At 58.0% G+C, this 21,281-nt stretch carries 21 protein-coding genes; 15 read left to right on the forward strand and 6 right to left on the reverse strand.

Annotated elements, in window-relative coordinates; all coding sequences use genetic code 11:
- The first annotated feature begins 272 nt into the window (after positions 1 to 272).
- The 7 genes from NOM67_RS18390 to NOM67_RS18420 all read left to right on the forward strand — a co-directional run bounded on the left by NOM67_RS18390 (position 273) and on the right by NOM67_RS18420 (position 5,276).
- Positions 273 to 986, forward strand: a complete 714-nt coding sequence (locus tag NOM67_RS18390; RefSeq protein ID WP_240620066.1) for an ABC transporter substrate-binding protein — start codon at positions 273 to 275, stop codon at positions 984 to 986.
- Between the two features lie 74 nt (positions 987 to 1,060).
- Positions 1,061 to 1,882, forward strand: a complete 822-nt coding sequence (locus NOM67_RS18395) for an AraC family transcriptional regulator (protein WP_071913899.1) — start codon at positions 1,061 to 1,063, stop codon at positions 1,880 to 1,882.
- A gap of 40 nt (positions 1,883 to 1,922) precedes the next feature.
- The gene (locus NOM67_RS18400) at positions 1,923 to 2,558 is read left to right on the forward strand and encodes a LysE family translocator (protein ID WP_041209799.1); all 636 of its coding nucleotides are present in this window, start codon (positions 1,923 to 1,925) and stop codon (positions 2,556 to 2,558) included.
- Between the two features lie 229 nt (positions 2,559 to 2,787).
- Entirely contained in the window at positions 2,788 to 3,453 is a 666-nt protein-coding gene (locus NOM67_RS18405) for a DUF3313 domain-containing protein (RefSeq protein WP_042029579.1), read from the forward strand.
- A 241-nt stretch (positions 3,454 to 3,694) separates the two neighbouring features.
- The gene (locus NOM67_RS18410) at positions 3,695 to 4,207 is read left to right on the forward strand and encodes a cupin domain-containing protein (protein WP_255939121.1); all 513 of its coding nucleotides are present in this window, start codon (positions 3,695 to 3,697) and stop codon (positions 4,205 to 4,207) included.
- Positions 4,208 to 4,237: 30 nt separating this feature from the next.
- Entirely contained in the window at positions 4,238 to 4,750 is a 513-nt protein-coding gene (locus NOM67_RS18415) for a cupin domain-containing protein (RefSeq protein WP_043850591.1), read from the forward strand.
- A 79-nt stretch (positions 4,751 to 4,829) separates the two neighbouring features.
- The gene (locus tag NOM67_RS18420; protein ID WP_043850592.1) at positions 4,830 to 5,276 is read left to right on the forward strand and encodes an SRPBCC family protein; all 447 of its coding nucleotides are present in this window, start codon (positions 4,830 to 4,832) and stop codon (positions 5,274 to 5,276) included.
- A gap of 99 nt (positions 5,277 to 5,375) precedes the next feature.
- On the opposite strand, the gene NOM67_RS18425 is transcribed toward NOM67_RS18420, so the two are convergent.
- The gene (locus NOM67_RS18425; RefSeq protein ID WP_255939126.1) at positions 5,376 to 5,876 is read right to left on the reverse strand and encodes a DUF1993 domain-containing protein; all 501 of its coding nucleotides are present in this window, start codon (positions 5,874 to 5,876) and stop codon (positions 5,376 to 5,378) included.
- A gap of 157 nt (positions 5,877 to 6,033) precedes the next feature.
- Positions 6,034 to 6,255, reverse strand: coding sequence for a hypothetical protein (locus NOM67_RS18430; RefSeq protein WP_043850594.1), 222 nt, complete (start codon positions 6,253 to 6,255; stop codon positions 6,034 to 6,036).
- Positions 6,256 to 6,504: 249 nt separating this feature from the next.
- On the opposite strand from NOM67_RS18430, the gene ydfZ reads away from it, so the two are divergent.
- The 4 genes from ydfZ (at position 6,505) to NOM67_RS18450 (ending at position 10,108) form a co-directional block, all read left to right on the forward strand.
- Entirely contained in the window at positions 6,505 to 6,702 is a 198-nt protein-coding gene (gene ydfZ / locus NOM67_RS18435; RefSeq protein ID WP_005357022.1) for a putative selenium delivery protein YdfZ, read from the forward strand.
- Positions 6,703 to 7,296: 594 nt separating this feature from the next.
- Positions 7,297 to 7,734: a DUF2846 domain-containing protein gene (locus NOM67_RS18440; protein ID WP_370689174.1), complete on the forward strand. Its 438-nt coding sequence runs from the start codon at positions 7,297 to 7,299 to the stop codon at positions 7,732 to 7,734.
- Between the two features lie 153 nt (positions 7,735 to 7,887).
- Complete coding sequence (locus tag NOM67_RS18445; protein ID WP_255939147.1) at positions 7,888 to 9,321, forward strand: deoxyguanosinetriphosphate triphosphohydrolase family protein; 1,434 nt, start codon at positions 7,888 to 7,890, stop codon at positions 9,319 to 9,321.
- On the forward strand, positions 9,308 to 10,108 hold the full coding sequence (locus tag NOM67_RS18450; protein ID WP_255939150.1) for a hypothetical protein: 801 nt from the start codon (positions 9,308 to 9,310) through the stop codon (positions 10,106 to 10,108). Before NOM67_RS18445 ends, NOM67_RS18450 begins: the two co-directional genes overlap by 14 nt.
- A 102-nt stretch (positions 10,109 to 10,210) precedes the next feature.
- Here NOM67_RS18450 and uvrD read toward each other — a convergent pair whose 3' ends face one another.
- Complete coding sequence (uvrD, locus tag NOM67_RS18455; protein WP_255939153.1) at positions 10,211 to 12,382, reverse strand: DNA helicase II; 2,172 nt, start codon at positions 12,380 to 12,382, stop codon at positions 10,211 to 10,213.
- Positions 12,383 to 12,890: 508 nt separating this feature from the next.
- Between uvrD and NOM67_RS18460 the strand changes: the two genes are divergently transcribed.
- The 4 genes from NOM67_RS18460 to NOM67_RS18475 all read left to right on the forward strand — a co-directional run bounded on the left by NOM67_RS18460 (position 12,891) and on the right by NOM67_RS18475 (position 17,629).
- Positions 12,891 to 13,889 (forward strand): BMP family protein, encoded by a 999-nt coding sequence (locus NOM67_RS18460; protein WP_033115676.1) that lies wholly within the window; start codon positions 12,891 to 12,893, stop codon positions 13,887 to 13,889.
- Positions 13,890 to 13,980: 91 nt separating this feature from the next.
- Positions 13,981 to 15,546: an ABC transporter ATP-binding protein gene (locus tag NOM67_RS18465; protein ID WP_071913910.1), complete on the forward strand. Its 1,566-nt coding sequence runs from the start codon at positions 13,981 to 13,983 to the stop codon at positions 15,544 to 15,546.
- Entirely contained in the window at positions 15,546 to 16,661 is a 1,116-nt protein-coding gene (locus NOM67_RS18470; protein ID WP_041209784.1) for an ABC transporter permease, read from the forward strand. Before NOM67_RS18465 ends, NOM67_RS18470 begins: the two co-directional genes overlap by 1 nt.
- 2 nt (positions 16,662 to 16,663) lie before the next feature.
- The gene (locus NOM67_RS18475; protein ID WP_203132434.1) at positions 16,664 to 17,629 is read left to right on the forward strand and encodes an ABC transporter permease; all 966 of its coding nucleotides are present in this window, start codon (positions 16,664 to 16,666) and stop codon (positions 17,627 to 17,629) included.
- A 420-nt stretch (positions 17,630 to 18,049) separates the two neighbouring features.
- Here NOM67_RS18475 and mgtE read toward each other — a convergent pair whose 3' ends face one another.
- The 3 genes from mgtE to NOM67_RS18490 all read right to left on the reverse strand — a co-directional run bounded on the left by mgtE (position 18,050) and on the right by NOM67_RS18490 (position 21,183).
- Entirely contained in the window at positions 18,050 to 19,474 is a 1,425-nt protein-coding gene (gene mgtE / locus NOM67_RS18480) for a magnesium transporter (protein WP_255939161.1), read from the reverse strand.
- A gap of 354 nt (positions 19,475 to 19,828) precedes the next feature.
- On the reverse strand, positions 19,829 to 20,224 hold the full coding sequence (locus tag NOM67_RS18485; protein WP_041209779.1) for a CesT family type III secretion system chaperone: 396 nt from the start codon (positions 20,222 to 20,224) through the stop codon (positions 19,829 to 19,831).
- Positions 20,221 to 21,183, reverse strand: coding sequence for a YopT-type cysteine protease domain-containing protein (locus NOM67_RS18490; protein ID WP_041209796.1), 963 nt, complete (start codon positions 21,181 to 21,183; stop codon positions 20,221 to 20,223). The genes NOM67_RS18485 and NOM67_RS18490 overlap by 4 nt, the downstream gene beginning before the upstream one ends.
- Positions 21,184 to 21,281: the final 98 nt, after the last annotated feature.

Below are 21,281 nucleotides of genomic sequence, written 5' to 3' on the forward strand. Positions count from 1 at the left end.
TAAAAGTACCACTTAAGAGATGGGTGTGAATTTTGAAGGCACTATACGCAATGATAAAAAGTCTATCAAAACAAAGGGTTTATTGATTTTTATCGCAATAGAACCGGCTGGTGATATCCGGCGGCAAGTTGGGGGCAAGGGGGGAGATAGCCCGCCCTACTGCCTTGTGCCATGCTGATGGCTATCAGGGTATTGGGTCGGCACTTATGGGCATTTCTCTTTCAGGTATGCGTTTGCTGTCAGTGCTCTCGGCACTTGTTCTTCCCTCTATCATGTTCAACCCATCTGTCGCGGCCAGTGCGCCCCTGCGGGGATGTGTTTTCCAGCTGGCTCCACTGGTTTCCATCGATCCGCAGGGCAAGGTCTCCGGGCCGGTGATCGACTATTTCAGACTTCATGTAGAGCCCGTGCTGGGGCGGCCGATCGCATGGCAGGGTCTCAATGTCGCGCGCTTGCTCAGTAATCTAGAAAGTGGTGAGTGCGAACTGACGCCGTTGTTGAGCTATACCCCCGAGCGGGCAAAGCATATCCACTATGTCGAGCCTTATCTGTTGTTGCTGCGGCCAGTGCTGGTGGTGCTGGCGCCATCACGGTTGCGGTCGGTCGAGCGGCAGGAGGATCTCTACGGCGCCGCGATTGGCTGGTCGAGTCAGGCGATCGTGCCGCCACTGTTGCAGCATCCTCAGATCCGGATTGATGCTCTCTCCCAGCGTAACTGGGAGCATGGCAACATGCAGAAGCTGGTGCGTGGGCGGATCGATGCCGCACTCTTTTCCAACGATATCTCGGCCAACTACTTCCGGGCCCAGCAGTCGGTGGCGACCCGCCTCATCTATCTGCCGGTTACCCCGCTGGAAGTTCACATGGCGCTGGCCAAAACGTTGGCGGCGCAGCAGCCCGCGTTGGCGCAGGCGTTGCAACATGTGTTCGAACAGCACCCCCTCGTCTCGCTGGTGGATCCGCCGGCTCGTTTGGGTGGTCGTTGAGCCAGCTGCAACCGCGCGGCCGGAATGCAATAATCTACAAGCTCTCCAGCTTGCTTGCGGTGTATCTATAGCCCATGAGTACTACTGATTCCCTTATCCGCTACTGGCAATCCCCGCACCTGCCGGGGGTCGAGCTGTCACACTCCCATCATCGGGCGTTCAGCTACGGTCGCCATGTCCATCTCGACTACCATATCGGGCTGGTGCAGCGGGGTGGCCAGAAGTTTATTCACAAGGGAAACAGCCACACCCTGGTGCGCGGCGAGCTGTCGACCGTCAACCCGGACGAAGTGCACGACGGCCTCAGTCTTTTGCCAGAAGGGTACGAGGTACGGGTCTTTGCCATCGATCCCAAGCAGCTCTCCCTCTGGCTGCCCGATCAGCCGGAGCCCTTCTTCGACAAGGGGTTGCAGAGCCGGCCCGACCTCTATCAGGGCTTTGCCCAGCTGCACAGCTACCTCGACAACCCGCAGGCTGATGGCCTGCTGATCGAGGGGCAGCTGCTCGCCCTGCTCGGGGAATTGTTGCAACTGGCGCCCGAAGTGCACCAGCTGGCCGATCCCCAGCTGCGCTATCTGCGCGACTATCTGCTGGCCAGGCTCGACGAGCCTCACTCGCTGGAGGAGCTGGCGGGGCTGGTCGGTCTCGATCGCTTCGCCTTTTTGCGCCAGTTCAAGAAGCGCAGCGGCATGACGCCCTACGCCTGGCTCAAGCGGCTGCGGCTGGAGCAGGGCAAGCGGCTGCTGGCGAGCGGCATGGCGGTGAGCGAGGTGGCGCTGGCGGTCGGTTTCTTCGACCAGAGCCACTTCCACCACGGTTTTCGCCAGGCTTTTGGCCTGACTCCCGCCGAATTTCGTGCCCAGATGCAATCTTTTACAAGCCGGACTCCCCGCTGATCCGCCATGCTGGCGGCATATCACTTTTTTGAGAGTTGCTATGCTGACCAGTCTTTTCTTAACCCTTGGCCTTATGCACCTGATCGGGCTGGCCAGCCCCGGCCCCGATTTTGCCCTGATCCTGCGCACCAGCCTGCACCGGCCGACCGCCCTTGGCGCGGCGCTTGGCATCTCGCTGGCTATCATGGTGCATGCCACCCTCAGCCTGACCGGCATCAGCATGCTGATCGCCAACAACCCCATGCTGTTTATGGTGATCAAGTGCGGTGGCGCCCTCTATCTGGGCTGGCTGGGCTGGGGCGCCCTGATGGCAGCCCGCCAGCAGAGCAGTACCGTGATGCAGAGCGCCGCCAGCGAGCTATCCGGTTGGGGTAAGGGCGTGCGCGCCGGTATCGCCACCAACCTGCTCAACCCCAAGGCGCTGGTGTTCTTTATCGGCATGCTGGCGGCCATGGTGTCACCAGAGGTGGATGGAGTGACCCGCAGCCTGCTGGTGGTCGAGCTCTTTATCATCTCGGTCTGCTGGTTCGGCATGCTGGCCTGGAGCCTCTCCACCTCCCGCGCCCAGCAGTTGCTGCAACGGGTGCAGCGGCCACTCAATCTGGTCACCGGCGTGTTGTTTGCGACGGTGAGCCTCTCCATTCTGGCCAGCATGGGCGTCGAGCTTATCGCCTGACAGAGAGGAGGTGGGGGATTCGTCCCCCATCTCCCTGCACCGATTGCGGACATTTTTCCCATTTCCGTATGACAACTTGGATGGCGCCTGAACATTCGGCAGATGGCGCTTGTGAGAGAAGGGGGAAATAGGGTATTTCTCTGGGTGAATCGGAGGCAACCAGCACGGGATCGCCCGCCGTGTGGAGCAAAATCCACAGCAAAAACAATCGGTCAATGCAGGAGCAAATATGAAAAAGGTCGTGATGGTTGCCATGGCGGCGGCCCTTCTGGGCGGCTGCGCCGTTAAAAATCAGGTCTCCTACAGCTTGCAGTCGCTGCAAACTGTCCCCTTCAGCGCCTTCCAACCGAACGAGAGCAACCCCAACCAGCGGGTCTACAAGGAGCCGGGCGTTGATCTGCGCCAATACAATGAAGTGCTGCTCGATCCGCTGCAGTTTATCCGGCAGGAGAATGGCCAGTGGTATCTGCTGACCGCCAACGAACAGAACCAGATTGGCCGCTACTACCACGACAAGTTCCAGAGCGAACTGATCAAGCACGGCGTCAAGATTGCCACCGCCCCCGGCCCGAAAGTGATGCGGATCCAGGCTGCCGTCACCAACTTCGACCTGACCCGCCCCGACCCGAAACTGCGTGACCTGATGCCGGCCAAGATCGCCATCAATGTTACCCGCGAAGTGATCGGCAAGGAGCCCTACCTGCTCAAGGTAGGCAGTATGGCCCAGCTGCTCGACTCCCAGAGCGGCAAGCTGCTGGTACGGGTGATGGATGCCCGCGAGACCCCGGATACCACCCACAAGGATTCGCCCATCACCGCCGAGGAGATGGAGAAGATGATCGACCAGTGGGCTGCCAATCGTGCCAAACAGCTGGCCGACAATCTTGGCAAGTAAGCTCGGCAAGTAAGCGCCGACATCATCGAGAGGGGAGCCCGCGGCTCCCTCTTTTTTTGGCCCGCTGGCGGGCTGCCGCCATGGCTCGCAGCCCTTGTCAGCAGGGCGATCAGTCCGTTGCCGAGTCCGCCGCCGCACCATCCGCTGTGCAACTGGCCGACTGATTTCTGCTTTTCTCCCCCGCATTTTGGCAGTTAGGATGACCCTTCCGTGACCACCCCCTCATAGAAAAGGAATCGCTATGACCCGTCACCCCAACATCAAACACTGGCGCGAGCTGCAAGAGCCGGAGCCGGGATCGTACCCCGGCAGCGAGGAGCGGATGTCCCTCGGCAGCGCACTGGGCAGGCACTTTGGCTTTAGCCGCATCGGTATTCACCACGAGCTGGTGGCGCCCGGCCACCGCACCAGCTGGCCCCACGCCGAAAAGACCGAGGACGAGTTCGTCCACGTGCTGGAAGGCACCCCCGATGTCTGGCTCGACGGCGTGCTCTATCGGCTGCAACCGGGCGACTCGGTCGGCTTCAAGGCCGGTGACGGGCTGGCCCACACCTTTATCAACAATACCGATGAGCCGGTGCGATTGCTCTGCGTAGGTGATCGGGATCGCGCCGACAACCGCATCCACTATGCCCTGCACCCCGAGTACAACCGCCAGATTGGTGCACGCCATTGGGATGACGTGCCCGAGCGGGAGCTGGGTGCTCACGATGGGCTGCCTGACCGGCTGCGCGAGCGCAACGGCCCTTTCTAACTGCCCCTCATAGCATCATAAGGAACCACTATGAACCGCCACCCCTGCATCAAACACTGGAGCGAGCTGCAAGAGCAGGAGCCGCGCTACTACTCCGGCAGTCAGGAGCCCCTGTCGCGCGGTTGCGCCCTCGGCAAGCACTTTGGCTTCAGCCGCATCGGCATCCACCACGAGATCGTCGAGCCCGGCCATCGCACCAGCTGGCCCCACGCCGAAAAGACCGAGGACGAGTTCGTCCACGTGCTGGAAGGCACCCCCGATGTCTGGCTCGACGGCGTGCTCTATCGGCTGCAACCGGGCGACTCGGTCGGCTTCAAGGCCGGTGACGGGCTGGCCCACGCCTTTATCAACAACACCGACGAGATTGTCCGCCTGCTCTGCATCGGCGATACCGATCGGGAGGACAACCGCATCCACTACGCCGTCCACCCCGAGCGCAACATCACCCTCGGCAAGCTGCACTGGGACGACGTGCCCGCGCGCGAGCTGGGCGATCACGACGGCCTGCCCGACAAGCTGCGCGAGAGCAACGGCCCCTTCTAGCGCAGGGGAGGGCCGCCCGATGGGGCGTTTCCCGCGCTGGCGACTATCCTTTGGGACTCAATCCAGCAAGGAGGTGAACATGACAACAGGAACAGTGCGACTTCATCGCGTCATCAAGGCGCCGCCGATGCGGGTCTATCGGGCCTTTACCGAGGCACAGGCGCTGGCCAAATGGCTGCCGCCCCACGGTTTTACCTGTCAGGTGGAGCATCTGGATGCCCGGGTTGGCGGCTCGTTTCGGATGTCCTTCACCAACTTTGCCAGCGGCCATAGCCAGACCTTCGGCGGCGAATACCTTGAACTGGTGCCGGGCGAGCGGATTCGCTACACCGATCGCTTCGATGAGCCCGGCCTCGCCGGGGTAATCCATGTCTCCATCATCCTGACCGCGGTGAGTTGCGGCACCGAGCTGGCGGTGGTGCAGGAGGGGATCCCCGCCGCCATCCCGCTGGAGATGTGCTATCTCGGCTGGCAGGAGTCGCTGACCCAGCTGGTGGCGCTGGTGGAGCCCGATATTCCCGCTTAATGGCCGGTGGCGGGCCGGGCATTCACTCCGCTCGCCAGCCGCTTGCAATAAAAAGAGCCTGCCAGATGGCAGGCTCTCGTCATTCTGGTCGGGGCGACCTTATTGCATATCGAGCCCGCCCAGATAGTCGCGCTTGCCGAGATCGACCCCGGCGCGGCGCAGCAGGGCGTAGGCCATGGTGAGGTGGAAGTAGAAGTTGGGAATGCCGTACTCATGGACGCAGGTATGGCCATCCATCCCCTTGCCGCCCGCCCAGTGGGGTACGTAACGGCCGCTGGCATACTGGCTGTAGTCCGCGTCCAGCTTGCCCTGCAGATAGATGATGGTCTTGCCGATATGGGCGCGCAGATCCGCGATGGTCTTGGGCTCATCGCCCATGGCCGGCAGCTCGCTGTGGCTGGCGGTGGCGACCACGGTACGGGCCGAATCGCAGCAGATCAGCACCTGCTTGCTGAAGGGCAGCATATCGACAATCAGCCGATCGCCGAAGAAGTTGTCCACGTTGAACTGCTTCGCCGCGGCGTGGGCCTCGGCCTTGGCCAGACAGTGATCCAGATTGGTCAGCATCTTGATGAACTGGGCGGTGATATCGCGATTCATGAGCACTCTCCATCTTGTTGAAACAGCGGCCCGCGTGCGCGGCCACGGTGAATGAGACTGGCTAATCGGCCATCAATATACCCCAACCGCTGCCGGGTTCGAGCCCGGCGCGCACAAAAAGCGGGGCAGGTGTCTGTGATACGACAGGAGGTGGCGATCAGCGGGCGGCGCGCTGCCAGAGCAGGGTCAGGCCGATGCCAAGCACCACAATGACGCCGAACACGAACTCCAGCCCGTCGGGTGAATCCCGGGTGCGGGCAACCAGCGCGCAGGCGCCAAGGGTGCAGAGAAGCCCCACATAGACCCGCCAGAAGCGCGGGAAGTCGGTAATGAAATCGACAAGGTCGAGCAGGTCGTCGAGCAGTTGCAGCGGTGACATCATCCCCTCCGGTGGCGCCGTCACACCCAGTTCCCCTCAGCTTGGCACGACGGGGTGGCGGGCGATATCTGCGCGAGTGGTAGCCAGCCGGGCCAACGCAGGGTATGGCCGCAGCAACGCTGACTTTTTCGCCCTGTGAGTCCCTCTCTGCCCCTTTTTTGATCTGTGACATGAATCACCTTTTTTCAGAGGCGTAGGCTGATCCCGCTGCCCGGAGCACCCACCCGGGTACAAGAAAAGGAGAGTGTAATGAAGATCTATGACCGGAACCGAAATGTGCTGAACCAGGGTCAGCGCGTCATGATTGCCGCCACCGGCGCTGTCGATTTCCTGAAAGAGGCTCATACCGACAACATGACTCCCTATCAGGCGGAGCACGAGAAGTGCGTGTTGCTGGCAAACTCCGGGGAGCGCTACGCCCCCATCGAGTTGATTAGACTAGGCTGATCCCTTTCCCTGTCACCCTACTCTTTACAATTCACCCGGCCGCCGCGCCTGACGGCCGGGTTTCTGATCTCCCTTCCTCTATTGCCGCAATCCCGTTTGGCCAGACCCCTGTCAGCCGCTGCGCACCGCATGCCGCCCGTCTGTCGCTTGCCTGTATCGCTCCCTCGTTCTGCGGGAGAGGGTCGGGGTGAGGGGAGCAGCTGTCACGAGCTGGCCGCCAATATCATCCACCCGTTAACCCATCCCATCTCACCACCCTGTAAATCGGCCAACCCCTTGTTGGCGCATGTGATGGCTGCCCCGAGCCTGAGTGGCAGCCAAAACGGTTGATATAAATTTAATTTATAGGTTTTGCGAAAATGCCATCGTTTTGTCTTATGCAGGCAGGCGGCGGGCCACAAGCTCCCGTTTGGCTGCCAGCAGGGCGCTGGAGGGCAATGGCCGATTTGGCGAGAGGGATGATAGCGGCAGAGTTAGCCATCCAAATGCTGAAAAATTGAACCGGGTCACACCCTGTTCGATTTGAGCGATTGTCAGCCAGCGCAGGCTCATGCGAACCTTTAAACCCCGTTAACCCACTAAAAAATAACGACTATGTTCAGGCAAATAATAATGAGTGCCGCCCTGCTGTCGGCGGCTCTGCTTTCCGGTTGTGCTTCCGTACCCATGGCCGATGCCACCGCAGACGCGCAGGCCAAGCAGTTTGTGGCGCCCAAGGAGGCGGCCAACCTCTATATCTATCGCAACGAGACCTTCGGCACGGCCGTGAAGATGCCGGTGCTGGTGGATGGTTCTGCCGTAGGCGACACCGTGGCACACAGCTATATCCTCAAGCAGGTGACGCCGGGCAGCCACACCATCACCTCCAAGTCGGAGAACGATGCCACCCTGACCCTCAGCACCGAGGCGGGTAAAAACTACTACGTCTGGCAGGAGGTCAAAATGGGCCTGCTAATGGCCCGCTCCAAGCTGAGTCAGGTCAGTGAAGAGGAAGGCAAGCAAGGGGTAATGGAGAGCAAGTTGGTTAAGTGACCAGATACTTCACCTAACAAACACGACGTAGCTTCACCAGTTACGCCGCTATCAAAAAGGTGGGGGGCAGACACTATGAGCAAAAAATCTTGGCTCCCTATTCAGGGGGGTTAGCGGTAGAATGTTTAACATGCAATTTGATCTGAGGTCACTATGAATTTGAATTGGGAATCATTATTAAATAGCTCACGACGGAAAACTAAATCTGGTGAAAAACATAGTTCAGTAAGCACTTCATTTGGTCGTGCTGAGTTAGAGAGAGACTTCGATCGAATATTATTCTGCACTCCCACTAGAAGATTGGCGGATAAAACACAAGTTTTCCCACTAGATACCAATGATAGTGTAAGAACGAGGCTTACCCACTCATATGAAGTATCTAACTTAGCTAGAGGTATTGGGAATCGCTTAGTATTTGAGCTGAAAGATGCTGTCTTTGGGGAGATGGCTGCTCGACCAGGTCTAGAAAGAGATATACCCTCTTTGCTAGCTGCAATAGGTTTGGCTCATGATCTTGGAAACCCGCCATTTGGGCATAAAGGTGAAGTTGCAATACAAGAATGGTTCGGAAAAAATAAAACGCATTTCCTCAATGAAGGGGAGGATGATGACCGTTTTAACGATTTTTTGAAATTTGATGGTAATTCACAAACCTTTAGATTAGTGACACGATTACAAATATTAAATGATAGTTTTGGTATTAATTTAACGTATGCTACCTTAGCCGCTCTCATAAAATACCCACAAGGTTCATCACATAAAAATCCGATATGGAAAAAGCACGGATTCTTTTCTTCTGAACAAGAAATTGTAAATGAAATATGGGCGGAGACAGGATTGTGTGATGGGCGTCGTCACCCTCTAACGTATTTGATGGAGGCTTGTGATGACATTGCATATTCGGTATTGGATGCTGAGGATATAGTCAAAAAAGGATTGGCATCTTTTTATGATTTAATTGGATCTTTGCAGGAGGAATATAAAAAAAGTAATAAAGAAGATGATAAAACTAAGTTACTTGGAAAAGTCATCGAGCTTAGCTTAGGGAAAAATGAAGAATTTAAAAGCCAGAATATATCACCTGCAGAGCTGAACGACATAAGTATGCAAATGTTCAGGGTGTATTCTATTTCCTTCCTTGTGGAAGCAGTTGTGAACGAATTTAAAAAATCTCCGCTTGGCTTTACAGGGAAAGATTTGATGAGTCACAGCGATGGTGCTTTATTATGTAGTGTTTTAAAAGACTTCGATTACAAGTTAGGTTACAGGCATAAGTCTGTACTTAAGCTTGAGCTGCAGGGTTATAACTATATACATAAGCTTATGGATATGCTTTGGATTGGGATTCACGGTGCATTGAGTGCGCCTGATGAGGATAGATTCAGATCGCAAACACCATTCGGTAAATATGTCTATGGGAGAATTTCTGAGAATTATAGAAGAATATTTGAAGACAAGGGAAATACCCTGCCTATATGGTATAAAGAGGCTCAACTCTTAACTGATGCTATATCAGGTATGACTGATACCTATCTGATATCACTCCATAATGAACTTTCTGATTTGATTGGCAATGAAGCCTGTTAAAGATAAAAAGGCATTAGAAAAACGTGTAGGCCGATTCTTTTCTTCGGATATGAGCGGCCGTCACGTTGTGACTACTTTCATTAAATATATTGCCAGTGCTTATCCAACGTTTATCTTTGGGGGGATGATAAGAGACATTGCACTTTTTGGGTTGGCCAAATTCGACTCGGATATTGACATTGTTGTTGATGCCAACCAAAAAGATCTTCAAGATTTGTTAGAGTCTTATCATGTGGGTCACCTAGTCAAGAATAAATTTGGTGGATTTAGGTTTAGAATTCAAATCTTTGATATTGATATATGGTCAGTTAGAGATACTTGGGCTTTCAAGAATAAAGTCGTAGAGTACACTGATATAAGTAGTGTGTTGGATACTACATTGATGTCATGGGATGCAATTTTATATGATGTAAAAAATGGTAGAGTAATCTGTCGCGATGAGTACTTTTCTGATCTATCAAAGAATCGTCTAGAATTGATTTTAGATACAAACCCTAATTATTTAGGGTCAATTGTTAGAGTATATAGGGCTATTTTTTGGAAGGGGGCTACTTACCTTGGCCCTAAAGCATGCAAATACATTTTAGAGTCTTATAATAAACTATCAAAAGATGAAATTATCATGTATGAAACAATTAGTTTCAGAAAGAAGTTTATAACATCAGAAAAAATAGATGCATGTACTTACAAAATACTTTATGGAGAACGGTCATTTAATAATGACTGTTTCATCGGAGATATGACGGAACAGGAAAATCAGATGTGGTTGTGGGAGCCTAGAGCCTGATCGTACATCTTTTATTTTTTAAAACTGTAGATTAGCGGAAGTGTATTCGGACAATATCAACCCGGCCTAAGCCGGGTTGGTTGTATCAAAAGGCGGGAAAAATCAGAGTGCTTCCAGTCTGGCATACGCCGTTACCAGCCACTTGGCGCCGACGTCGTCGAACTGGATCTGCACCCGGCTCTGCTGGCCGACCCCTTCGAAGTTAAGGACGATCCCCTCCCCGAATTTCGGATGAAGCACCCGCTGGCCGAGCTTGATGCCACTGGCGTCGAAGCTCTGCTGCACCTCGTTCTGGCTAAAGCGGCCGTACTGGGTGGGGCGGCTGACCTGAGTGCGCAGCCGGATCTCTTCCAGACATTCGGCGGGCATCTCGCGGATAAAGCGGCTCGGCTTGTGGAACATCTCGCGGCCGTAGATGCGGCGGCTCTCGGCATAACAGATGTAGAGCTTCTCCATGGCGCGGGTCATGCCGACGTAACAGAGGCGGCGCTCCTCTTCCAGCCGGCCCGACTCCTCGGTGGATTGCTGGCTGGGGAACATGCCCTCTTCGACGCCGACCAGCAGCACCAGCGGGAACTCCAGCCCTTTGGCGCTGTGCAATGTCATCAGCTGCACCGCGTCGGCATATTCGTCGGCCTGATTCTCGCCGGATTCCAGCGCTGCGTGGGCGAGGAAGGCGGAGAGATCGCTCATATCTTCCAGCTCGTCCGGGCGCTGGTACTGGCGGCAGGCGGTGACCAGCTCGTCCAGGTTCTCTACCCGCGCCTGGGATTTCTCGCCTTTTTCCGCCAGATACATCGCCTTGAGGCCGGAGTTCTGGATGGCGATATCCGCCTGCTGGTGCAGCGGCAGCAGGGAGACCTGCTCCTCCAGCGCGTCGATCAGCTCGACAAAGCCGCGCACCGCATTGCCGGCGCGACCGGTCAGCACCTTGTCGTTGAGCAGGGCCTTGGCCGATTGCCACAGGTTGAGCCCCTGATCGCGGGCGTTGCCGCGCAGGATCTCGAGGGTGCGATCGCCGATGCCGCGGGTCGGGGTGTTGACCACCCGCTCGAAGCTGGCGTCATCGCCACGGTTGTTGATAAGACGCAGGTAGGCCATGGCGTCTTTAATTTCCTGCCGCTCGAAGAAGCGCAGGCCGCCGTAGATGCGGTAGGGCATGGCGTCCTGCATCAGCGCCTCTTCCAGCACCCGCGACTGGGCGTTGGAGCGATAGAGGATGGCGCAGTCGGCCAACAGGCCCCCTTTTTCCTTCCAATCTTTGAGGCGGCCGACCACGAAGCGCGCTTCGTCCACCTCGTTGAAGGCGGCGTAGAGCGAAATCGGCTCGCCCTCGGCCCCTTCGGTCCACAGCTCCTTGCCAAGGCGCTCGGCGTTGTTGGCGATGACGCTGTTGGCGGCTTTGAGGATATTGGCGGTGGAGCGGTAGTTCTGTTCGAGGCGGATGGTCTCGGCCCCCTGATAGTCGGTCAGGAAGCGCTGGATGTTCTCGATCTTGGCGCCGCGCCAGCCGTAGATGGACTGGTCATCGTCGCCGACGATCATCACCTTGCCGCTGTTGCCCGCCAGCATCCGCAGCCAGGCATACTGGATGCCGTTGGTATCCTGAAACTCGTCCACCAGGATGTTCTGGAAGCGGTCGCGGTAGTGCTCGAGGATGTGCGGCTTGTTGAGCCACAGCTCGTGGGCGCGCAGCAGCAGCTCGGCAAAGTCCACCAGACCGGAGCGATCGCAGGTCTCCTGATAGGTCTTGTAGATCTGCTGATAGGTGCGGGTGACGGGGTCGCCGTAGAGGTCGATGTCGCCGGGGCGCAAGCCCTCATCCTTCTTGCCGTTGATGTAGCCCATCACGGCGCGGGGGGCCCAGTGCTTCTCGTCGAGGTTGAGTGCCTTGAGCACCCGGCGAATAAGGCGGTACTGGTCGTCGGAGTCGAGGATCTGGAAATCCTGCGGCAAGCCCGCATCCAGATGGTGGGCCCGCAGCAGGCGGTGGGCGATACCGTGGAAGGTGCCGATCCACATGCCGCGCACGCCGTCGCCGATCACTTTTTCGACCCGACCGCGCATCTCGGCCGCCGCCTTGTTGGTAAAGGTGACCGCGATGATGGAGAAGGGTGAACAGCGTTCCACCTGCATCAGCCAGGCGATACGGTGCACCAGTACCCGGGTCTTGCCCGAACCGGCACCGGCCAGCACCAGCAGGTTGCTGCGGGGCGCCGCAACGGCATCTCTTTGCTTGTCGTTGAGCCCGTCGAGCAGGGTTGAAACGTCCATCACCACTCCTGTTTATTTATACAGGCGGCGATTATACGGCCATCCCCCCGTCAGACCAACTGCAAACTCCGCACGACGGGCAGGTGAGGGGAGTCGGGCAGGGCGGCTGCGGCGGTTTCTGGTTGGCAAAATGGTTGCGGAGAGGGGATGGTTTCCAGCTGTAGCCAGCGGCCGGATGGTCCGCCGCGCGGTTATTTTGCGAGCCGGATCACGGGGCGATGGGTGGGGCGGATGCCCAACCGGAGAAAACGGTTTAGAGTAACCAATTGAACAATAAGAGAAATGTCGTTTGGGTCTCTGTGTTGTCAGCATAAACAACTGAAAAGTAGCTAAAAAACAACTGCTTATAAGGTTATTTGCTTATAATTCAAACCGTTAACGCAAACGTTTTTCCCTTATCATTTGCTTGACCCGCACCGGGGCTGACTTAGAGTAACCCTGCGTGCTAGATGACCCGCTTCGGCGGGCAAGCAAGTTCCCTCACTTAATAACAATCAAGGATACGATCGTGACTAAAGTGCTCAAACTGGCCACCGTGGCCTCCCTCACTCTCGCTGCTCTCTCTGCTCAGGCTGCTTCCGAGCCGGCCGTGATCTATGACACCGCGGGCAAGTACGACAAATCATTCAACGAAGCCGTGTTCCGTAACGGCGTCGAGCTTTACAACAAGGACAAAGGGGTAAAGGTCAAAGAGTTTGAGCCCCAGAACGAAGCCCAGCGCGAGCAGGGTCTGCGTCGTCTGGCCAGCCGTGGCAACGGCCCGATCGTAGCGGTCGGCTTCAACATGGGTTCTGCGGTAGAGAAGGTTGCGACCGAATTCCCGAAAACCCAGTTCACCATCATCGATATGGTGGTCGACAAGCCGAACGTCCAGTCCGTCATCTTCAAGGAGCATGAAGGTTCCTTCCTGGTGGGCGCACTGGCAGCCATCGCCTCCAAAACCGGCAAGGTCGGTTTCGTGGGCGGCATGGACATCCCGCTGATCCGCAAGTTCGAGTGCGGCTACGAGCAGGGCGCCAAGTACGTCAATCCGAAGATCGAAGTGTTCCAGAACATGGCGGGCTCCACCCCGGCCGCGTTTGCTGACCCGGCCAAAGGTGCCGAGCTGGCCAAGTCCCAGTTCGCCAAGGGCGCTGACGTGGTTTACGCCGCAGCCGGCGGTACCGGTATCGGTGTCTATCAGGCAGCCAAGGACAGCGGCAAGTTTGCCATCGGCGTAGACTCCAACCAGAACCACCTGCAACCGGGCACCATGCTGACCTCCATGGTCAAGTCTGTGGGTCTGGCTGCCTACCAAACCTGGGATGACGCGGCCAAAGGCCAGTGGAAACCGGGGATCAAGAACCTGGGTCTGGCCGAAGGCGGTGTGGATTGGGCGCTCGACAAGGACAACGAGAAGCTGATCACCCCGGAGATGAAAGCCAAGGTGGATGCCATCAAGGCCGAAATTATTTCAGGCAAGGTCAAGGTTCATGACTACATGAGCGACAATACCTGCAAATACTAATTAGATAGTTGCTGCTACGACTCTCAACGCACCGACCGGCCCGCACGGGCCGGTTTTTACAGTCTTATTTCATGAAACGCAGGGCTGCATCATGGACCAGACAGATCGCTATGCCATCGAATTAAGAGGTATCGATAAGCGGTTCGGCGAAGTGTACGCCAACAAGCTGATCGACCTTAAGGTTCGGAAAGGCAGTATTCACGGCATCGTTGGCGAAAACGGCGCCGGTAAATCCACCCTGATGAGCATCATTTACGGCTTCTACCATGCCGATAAAGGCGAGATGTTCATCGACGGGAATCCTTTCAAACCCCACGGTTCACAAGATGCGATTGCCGCAGGCGTGGGCATGGTGCACCAGCACTTCATGCTGGTGAACAACTTTACGGTTTTGGAAAACGTCATCCTCGGCGCTGAAAATGGCTGGCACCTTCAGCAGAGCGTGGCGTCGGCAGAGAAGCTGCTCGGCGAGCTGGCGCGGGACTATGGTCTCGAGGTGCCGTTGCACGAGAAGGTGGAAGATCTGCCGGTGGGCCTGCAACAGCGGGTCGAAATTCTCAAGGCGCTCTATCGCGGTGCCCGCATCCTGATCCTCGACGAGCCGACCGGGGTTCTCACCCCGCAAGAGGCGGATCACCTGTTCAAGGTGCTGGAGAAGCTGCGGGATCAGGGGGCGACCATCATCCTCATCACTCACAAGCTGCGCGAGATCCTGGCCATCACGGATCAGGTCTCCATCATGCGCCGCGGCGAGATGGTGGCGCACGTTGCCACCAAAGATACCGACAAGGAGCAGCTGGCCGAACTGATGGTGGGCCGCAAGGTGCGCCTCAAGGTCGACAAGGGGCCGACCCAGCCGGGCGAAGCCAAGCTGAAGGTCGAGGGGCTCAGCTACTTCGACGCCAGCAAGGTGGAGCGGGTCAAATCGGTCAGCTTCGAGGTGCGCGCCGGTGAAGTGGTGGGCATTGCCGGGGTCTCCGGCAACGGCCAGTCCGAGCTGCTCAGTCTGCTTGGCGGCATCATCAAACCGAGCAAGGGCGGCTTTACCATCAGCAGCCGCAGCGGCGTGCACAAGGTGAGCGCCGAGCAGGCAGCCGATCCCGAGATGGTACGCAACTTCGGCCTCGGCCATGTGCCGGAAGATCGCCACAAGATGGGTCTCATCAACCGCTTCGAGGCGAAAGAGGCCTTTATCCTCGGTTATCACCGCCGTCCGCAGTACAACAAGGGGTGGCTGCAGAACAAGGAGGCGATCCAGCAGGATTGCCAGGCCAAGATGGAGAAGTGGGACGTGCGCCCGCCTCATCCCGATCACAAGACCGCCAACTTCTCCGGTGGCAACCAGCAGAAGCTGGTGATCGCCCGTGAAGTGGAGCAGGACCCGGATGTGCTGTTGATTGGCCAGCCGACCCGCGGGGTCGACATCGGCGCCATCGAGTATATCCACCAGCAGATCATCGCCATGCGCGACAAGGGCAAGGCGGTGCTGCTGGTCTCGGTGGAGCTGGACGAGATCATGAGTCTCTCTGACCGCATTCTGGTTATTGCCGACGGTCGCATCGTCGGCGAGCTGGATGCCGCCAAAGCGGACGAGCGCACTATCGGTCTGATGATGGCGAACATAGTGCCGGATGAAGTTGCCAAGGAGGCCCACTAATGAGCCAAGTACGTATTCCTGCCTGGGTCTCCGTGGGCGTCGTGTCTGCGGTCAACATCCTGCTGGCCTTCCTGGTGTCGGCCATCCTGTTCTACTACCTCGAGATCAACCCGGTCGATGCCGCCAAGATTATGTGGTACGGCGCGTTCGGCACCGGTGAAGGGTTTGGCTTTACCCTCTACTACGCAACCGGCTTTATCTTCACCGGTCTGTCGGTAGCGGTCGCCTTCCACGCTGGTCTGTTCAACATCGGCGGTGAAGGTCAGGCTTATATCGGTGGTCTGGGGGTGGGGCTGGTCTGTCTGACCCTCGGCGATGTGCTGCCGTTCTCCCTGCTGTTGCCGCTCTCCATCGTTGCCGGTGGTCTGTTCGGTGCGGCCTGGGCCTTTATTCCGGCCTGGCTGCAAGCCAAGCGCGGCAGCCACATCGTTATCACCACCATCATGTTCAACTTCATCGCCGCCTCGCTGATGGCCTATCTGCTGGTGGAGGTGTTCAAGCCGCCCGGTTCGATGGCAACCGAGAGCCGGGTCTTCGCCGAAGCGAGCTGGCTGCCCAAGATGACCGGGCTGGCGAGCCTGTTTGGCGTCGAGATGCCGAACAGCCCGCTCAACATCAGCTTCTTCTGGGCGCTGATCTGTGCGGCGCTGGTGTGGGTCTTTATCTGGCACACCCGCTGGGGCTACGAGATCCGCTCGGTCGGCGCCAGCCAGAGTGCCTCCGCCTACGCCGGTATCTCCTATCCCAAGGTGGTGATCCTGGCCATGGTCATCTCCGGCATGCTGTCGGGCTTCTTCGCCCTCAACGTGCTGCAGGGTGAGCTGCACCAGATCAAGCTCAACTTCGTGGAAGGGTTCGGCTTCACCGGTATCGCGGTGGCGCTGATGGGGCGCAACCACCCGGTCGGCGTCATCATCGCCAGCCTGCTGTTCGGTTTCCTCTATCAGGGGGGCGCCGAGCTCAGCTTCGAGTTCGGTGTCGACCGCAACATCGTCGTGGTGTTGCAGGGTCTGGTGATCCTGTTCTGTGGCGCCCTTGAGCACATGATGCGTCCGCGCATCGAGCAGCTCTATCTGGCGTTTGCCAACCGCTCTGCGCAAGTCAAGGGGGCCTGATCATGTTTGAAATTCTGATCCTGATGCTGGATGCCACCATCCGTACCGCGCCGCCCCTCATTCTGGCCGCCATGGCCGGCATGTTCTGCGAGCGCTCCGGGGTGGTCAACATTGCGCTGGAAGGCAAACTGTTGGCAGCGGCGTTCGCCAGTGGTGCGGCGGCAGCGGTCTCCGGTTCCGCCTGGGTGGGACTGGGTGCAGGGATTGCCATCTCGGTGCTGTTTGCCCTGATGCACGGCTTTGCCACCATCACCCACCGCGGTGATCAGGTGGTGAGCGGGATGGCCATCAACATTCTGGCGGCCGGTCTGACCGTGACGCTGGGCCGTTACTGGTTCGATCAGGGTGGCCAGACGCCGGCGCTCTCCGGCGATGCCCGCTTTGCTCCCATCGATTTCCCCTATGCCAAGGAGCTTTACGATGTGCCGGTGATTGGCCAGCTCTACAGCGAGCTCTTGAGCGGCCACTCCCTGCTGGAGTACGTGGCATTCGCCTGCGTACCGCTGGCCTGGTGGGTGATGTTCCGTACCCGCTTCGGTTTGCGTCTGCGGGCGGTGGGTGAGGCTCCGGCAGCGGTCGATACCGCCGGTATCTCTGTGGTGCGGATGCGCTACACCGCGCTCCTCATCGGCGGCCTGCTGGCCGGTATCGGTGGCACCTATCTGGCGGTCGCCCAGACGGCCCAGTTCATCCCCAACATGAGTGCGGGCAAGGGCTTTATGGCGCTGGCGGCACTGGTGTTCGGCAAGTGGCGCCCCTGGAATGCCATGGCAGCCTGCCTGCTGTTCGGCTTCCTCGATGCGGTCGCCATCCGTCTGCAAGGGGTGACCATCGGCGACTTCCCGATCCCGGTACAGGCCATCGAGGCGCTGCCCTACATCCTGACCGTGTTCCTGCTGGCCGGCTTTATCGGCCGCGCGGTGGCGCCGAAGGCACTTGGTACACCCTATGTGAAGGAGCGGGAGTAGCGCTCTTAAGCGCGATATTCCCGACCACACAGATCACAACAGGTCCACTTCGGTGGGCCTGTTTTTTTATGGCTACTGCTGCGTGGATAGTGCGGCCGCCTTGCCGGGTGGGGGCAGTGGCCTTTGGGGTGGCCTGTTTCGCTCGCCTGTAATGGTTGGTTACAGATCTCCATTCGACGGCTGTGTGACCTCTCCATTAAATTAAACGGTGATTCATTGCGGCTCTCGATATTACCTGTTGGCAAGGAACTGTAATGCTGAGGACGAGGATCGCTGCATGCTGTCAGCCTGAACAGCAGGTATGCAGTGATTGGTGGCTGACAAGCAGCCGTAATGACTTCCACATGTTTTCCTCTCCGTTTTCACCCCGGCTATGCCGGGGCTTTTTGTATGGAGAGGAGGGGATTTTCTTGCGCGGGTTTAGAGCAGGAACAGGGTGGCGAGGCCGAGGAAGATAAAGAAGCCGCCGGTGTCGGTGATGGCGGTGATCATCACGCTGGCGCCAACGGCCGGATCGCGGCCGAGCCGGTTCATGGTCATGGGGATAATGACCCCCATCAGCGCCGCCACCAGCAGGTTGAGCACCATGGCAAGCGTCATCACGGCGCCCAGCGCCGCATCCTGATAGAGCAGGAAGGTGGCTACCCCCATGGTGCCGCCCCACACCAGCCCGTTGATCAGCGCCACCCCGAGTTCGCGCAGCAGCAGGAAGGAGAGGTTGCCCGCCTGAATGTGCTGCAGCGCCAGCGCCCGGACTATCATGGTGATGGTCTGGTTGCCGGTGTTGCCGCCGATCCCGGCGACGATGGGCATCAGCGCCGCCAGCGCCACCAACTGGGAGATGGTGTGCTCGAACAGGCCGATCACCCGCGAGGCGACAAAGGCGGTGCAGAGGTTGATGGCAAGCCAGGCCCAGCGGGTCTTGACCGCCTTGGAGACGGGCGCGAACACATCCTCCTCTTCACTGATACCCCCCATCCGGCGCAGGTCGGTGTCGCTCTCTTCATAGACCAGATCCACCACCTCTTCGACGGTGAGGCGGCCCATCAGCTTGCCCTTGCCATCCACCACGGCGGCGGAGAGCAGGTCATCCCGCTCGAAGGTGCGGGCGGCCGCTTCGTCGTTATCCTCCGGATCGAAGGTGACCGGGTCCTGCTCCATCACCGCATTCACCCGGGTGTCCGGTTTGTGCAGCAGCACTGTGGTGAGCGGCAGCTCCCCCAGCAGGTGGTTGCGCCGGTCTATGACGAACAGCTTGTCGGTGTTGGCGGGGATCTTGCCGCGCAGGCGCAGATAGCGCTGCACGGTGGCGAGCGTCACCTCGGGGCGGATGGTGATGATCTCGAAATCCATCATGGCGCCGACGGTGTGCTTGCCGTAGCGGATCACCTCGCGCACCCGATCCCGGTCGGAGGGGGCCATGTAGGTGAGCAGCCGCCCCATCAGGTTGCGGGGCAGGTATTGGCCCAGATAGATCTGATCGTCGATATCGAGGGTGCGCAGGGCATCGAGCAGCTCTTTGTCGCTCATGCCGCTGATAAGGCTGTCCCACACCGTCTCCGACGCTTCGACCAGAGTCTGACCGCGCTTCTCTTCACTCACCAGCGCCCACAACACGTGGCGCTCATCCGGCGGCAGCGACTCCAGCGCATCGGCGACGTCGGCGGCGGGCAGGCTGTTGACCAGCCGGGTCAGCTCGCTGGTCTGGTCGCGCTGTTCGGCATCCTGCACCGCCTGCGGATCGAGCAGGCTGTCGGTGAGTGCGTCATCGCGCAGCAGCAGGGTGAGAATGCGGGATCTGTCTTCCGCACGCTGCCTGGCGCTGTTTTTGATGGGAAGAGACATGAAGAGGTTCCTGAGCTGGTGGCCATAGGGCCGAATAGCCATAGGATACCAGACTTAAAACAACAGGTTATGACGGCGCGCAGTGGTGCAGAGATTTATCCGGCAGAGATCGGGGGAGGGCTTGGCGCAGGCGCAATGGCAGGAGGAGGACGGTTTGGGGGTGGAAATGGCTCGGTATAAATTTAATTTATGGGTTTTACCTGAATGGCCCAACTTTAACTTATAGCGAGTGGGTTGATCCCTTCAGCCCGTTTCAATGCTCACAGATTGCCAGCCATGGCCATCGCCCGATCCCGGTGAGAGGGTTATTCAGCCGGGATCGGGTGACGGGGGGCGACCCCGGGCCGAGGCGGTTCAAATTCTCAGCAGGTGGGGGCTTGCTCGCAACGAGCCGTGGCAATCTGGCGGGGCAAGCCGGGCCTCGGCATCGTCGATAAATCGTTCTAGCCAAGCTTCAAGACTCGTCTGATCCAGCAGTGCCAGAGGATATTGGGACCAGAGGATCGTCTGCCCATCCAGCGTACCCTGTACATGGGCTGGCCACTGGGCACCGAACAGGTTGTCGCTGGGGGGCTGGAGGGGGCCCAGTTCACAGTAGAGTTGCAGCCATTGTTCCTGATAGCAGCCGATCATCACCCGCAGGCGCTCGTCGACCAGCAGGGTATAAACCCCCTCTTCGGAGGGAAGAGGAGTTATCCCCAGCCGGTTGAACAGCCCCTCTACCAGTTCACGATAGGTGGAATGGCTCATGCGTCAGCCCCCTTGAAGTTGTAAACCTCGAACTCCTGCCCAAGTCCGATCTCAAGATTGTATTTGGAGCCTGGCCAGAAGGCGTTGGTAAACCAGTTTTTGAACTGTTCCTTGTCAGGGAAATGGAACTCGCCAAAGTTGGGATCGAAGAAGGTAACTCCCTGTTGTTCATCCACATGGGCTGCCACTGTGTGGCCGGCCATCTTGCCCGAGAAACTGATCTTCTTGTACTCGGCACTTTCACCTCGGGTATCCAGAATCGCTGCAACCAGCTGCTCCGGGCCTTGTGAACCTGTCTGGCCAGAAACAGGGGGCATTGGATAACCGGATTTGCTCATTCGCGGTACGAGGTTGTGGTCGGTGAGCCAGTTGCTGGTGACCTGAGCCTGATCGACGTGTTCTTGCATGCCGTCCATCTGCAACTGCTTGATGGAGACCAGTGTGTCAATTTGAAACTGACCTTTCTGGCCGCCGGTATAGAGCTGGTTGAACAGGCTATCACCCTTGGCGTGGCTACTGATCCAGTGGGCGGAGATCGACTCGCACACGCCGCCCGAAGTGTCCCCGTGTTTCATGATCTCACCGAGGAAGGCCCCCTTGGTCTGAGCGAACTTGAAGGTGACGCTGCCGCCATGCTGGGGTACCGAGTCACGGACTGTGCCGAGGAATAGGCGAACGCCGAGGTGTATCAGGCGATCTTTGATCATGCTGAAGCGGAAGGCGCTGGTCGGGTTGGGTTTGCCGTCGCTGGTCAGCTGGCGGTCCAGCAGAGATCGACCTGGCAGGTTGTGCTGCACGGCGGCGGAGAAGCGGGCCAGCAGCCCGGGGCGTTCGGTTATGGATTGCAGGTCACGTTTGGCTAATGGACCATCGTGCTTGGGGACGTTTGTTGGGCTGATGGGGGCTGATATTGAGGTGCCGCTGGTATGCTGCGATTGGCTGATGGAGGTGATTGTCATCATCATTACCCGTGGATGTTTGCTCTTTACATGGGGGCTTGATGATAGAGGTTGTCCAGTGCAGCGGGCTGTCAGGAATTCAGCCTGATTTTAACACT

Origin of the sequence: Aeromonas sp. SG16 (assembly GCF_024436135.1) — a bacterium.
Lineage (GTDB): Bacteria > Pseudomonadota > Gammaproteobacteria > Enterobacterales > Aeromonadaceae > Aeromonas > Aeromonas jandaei.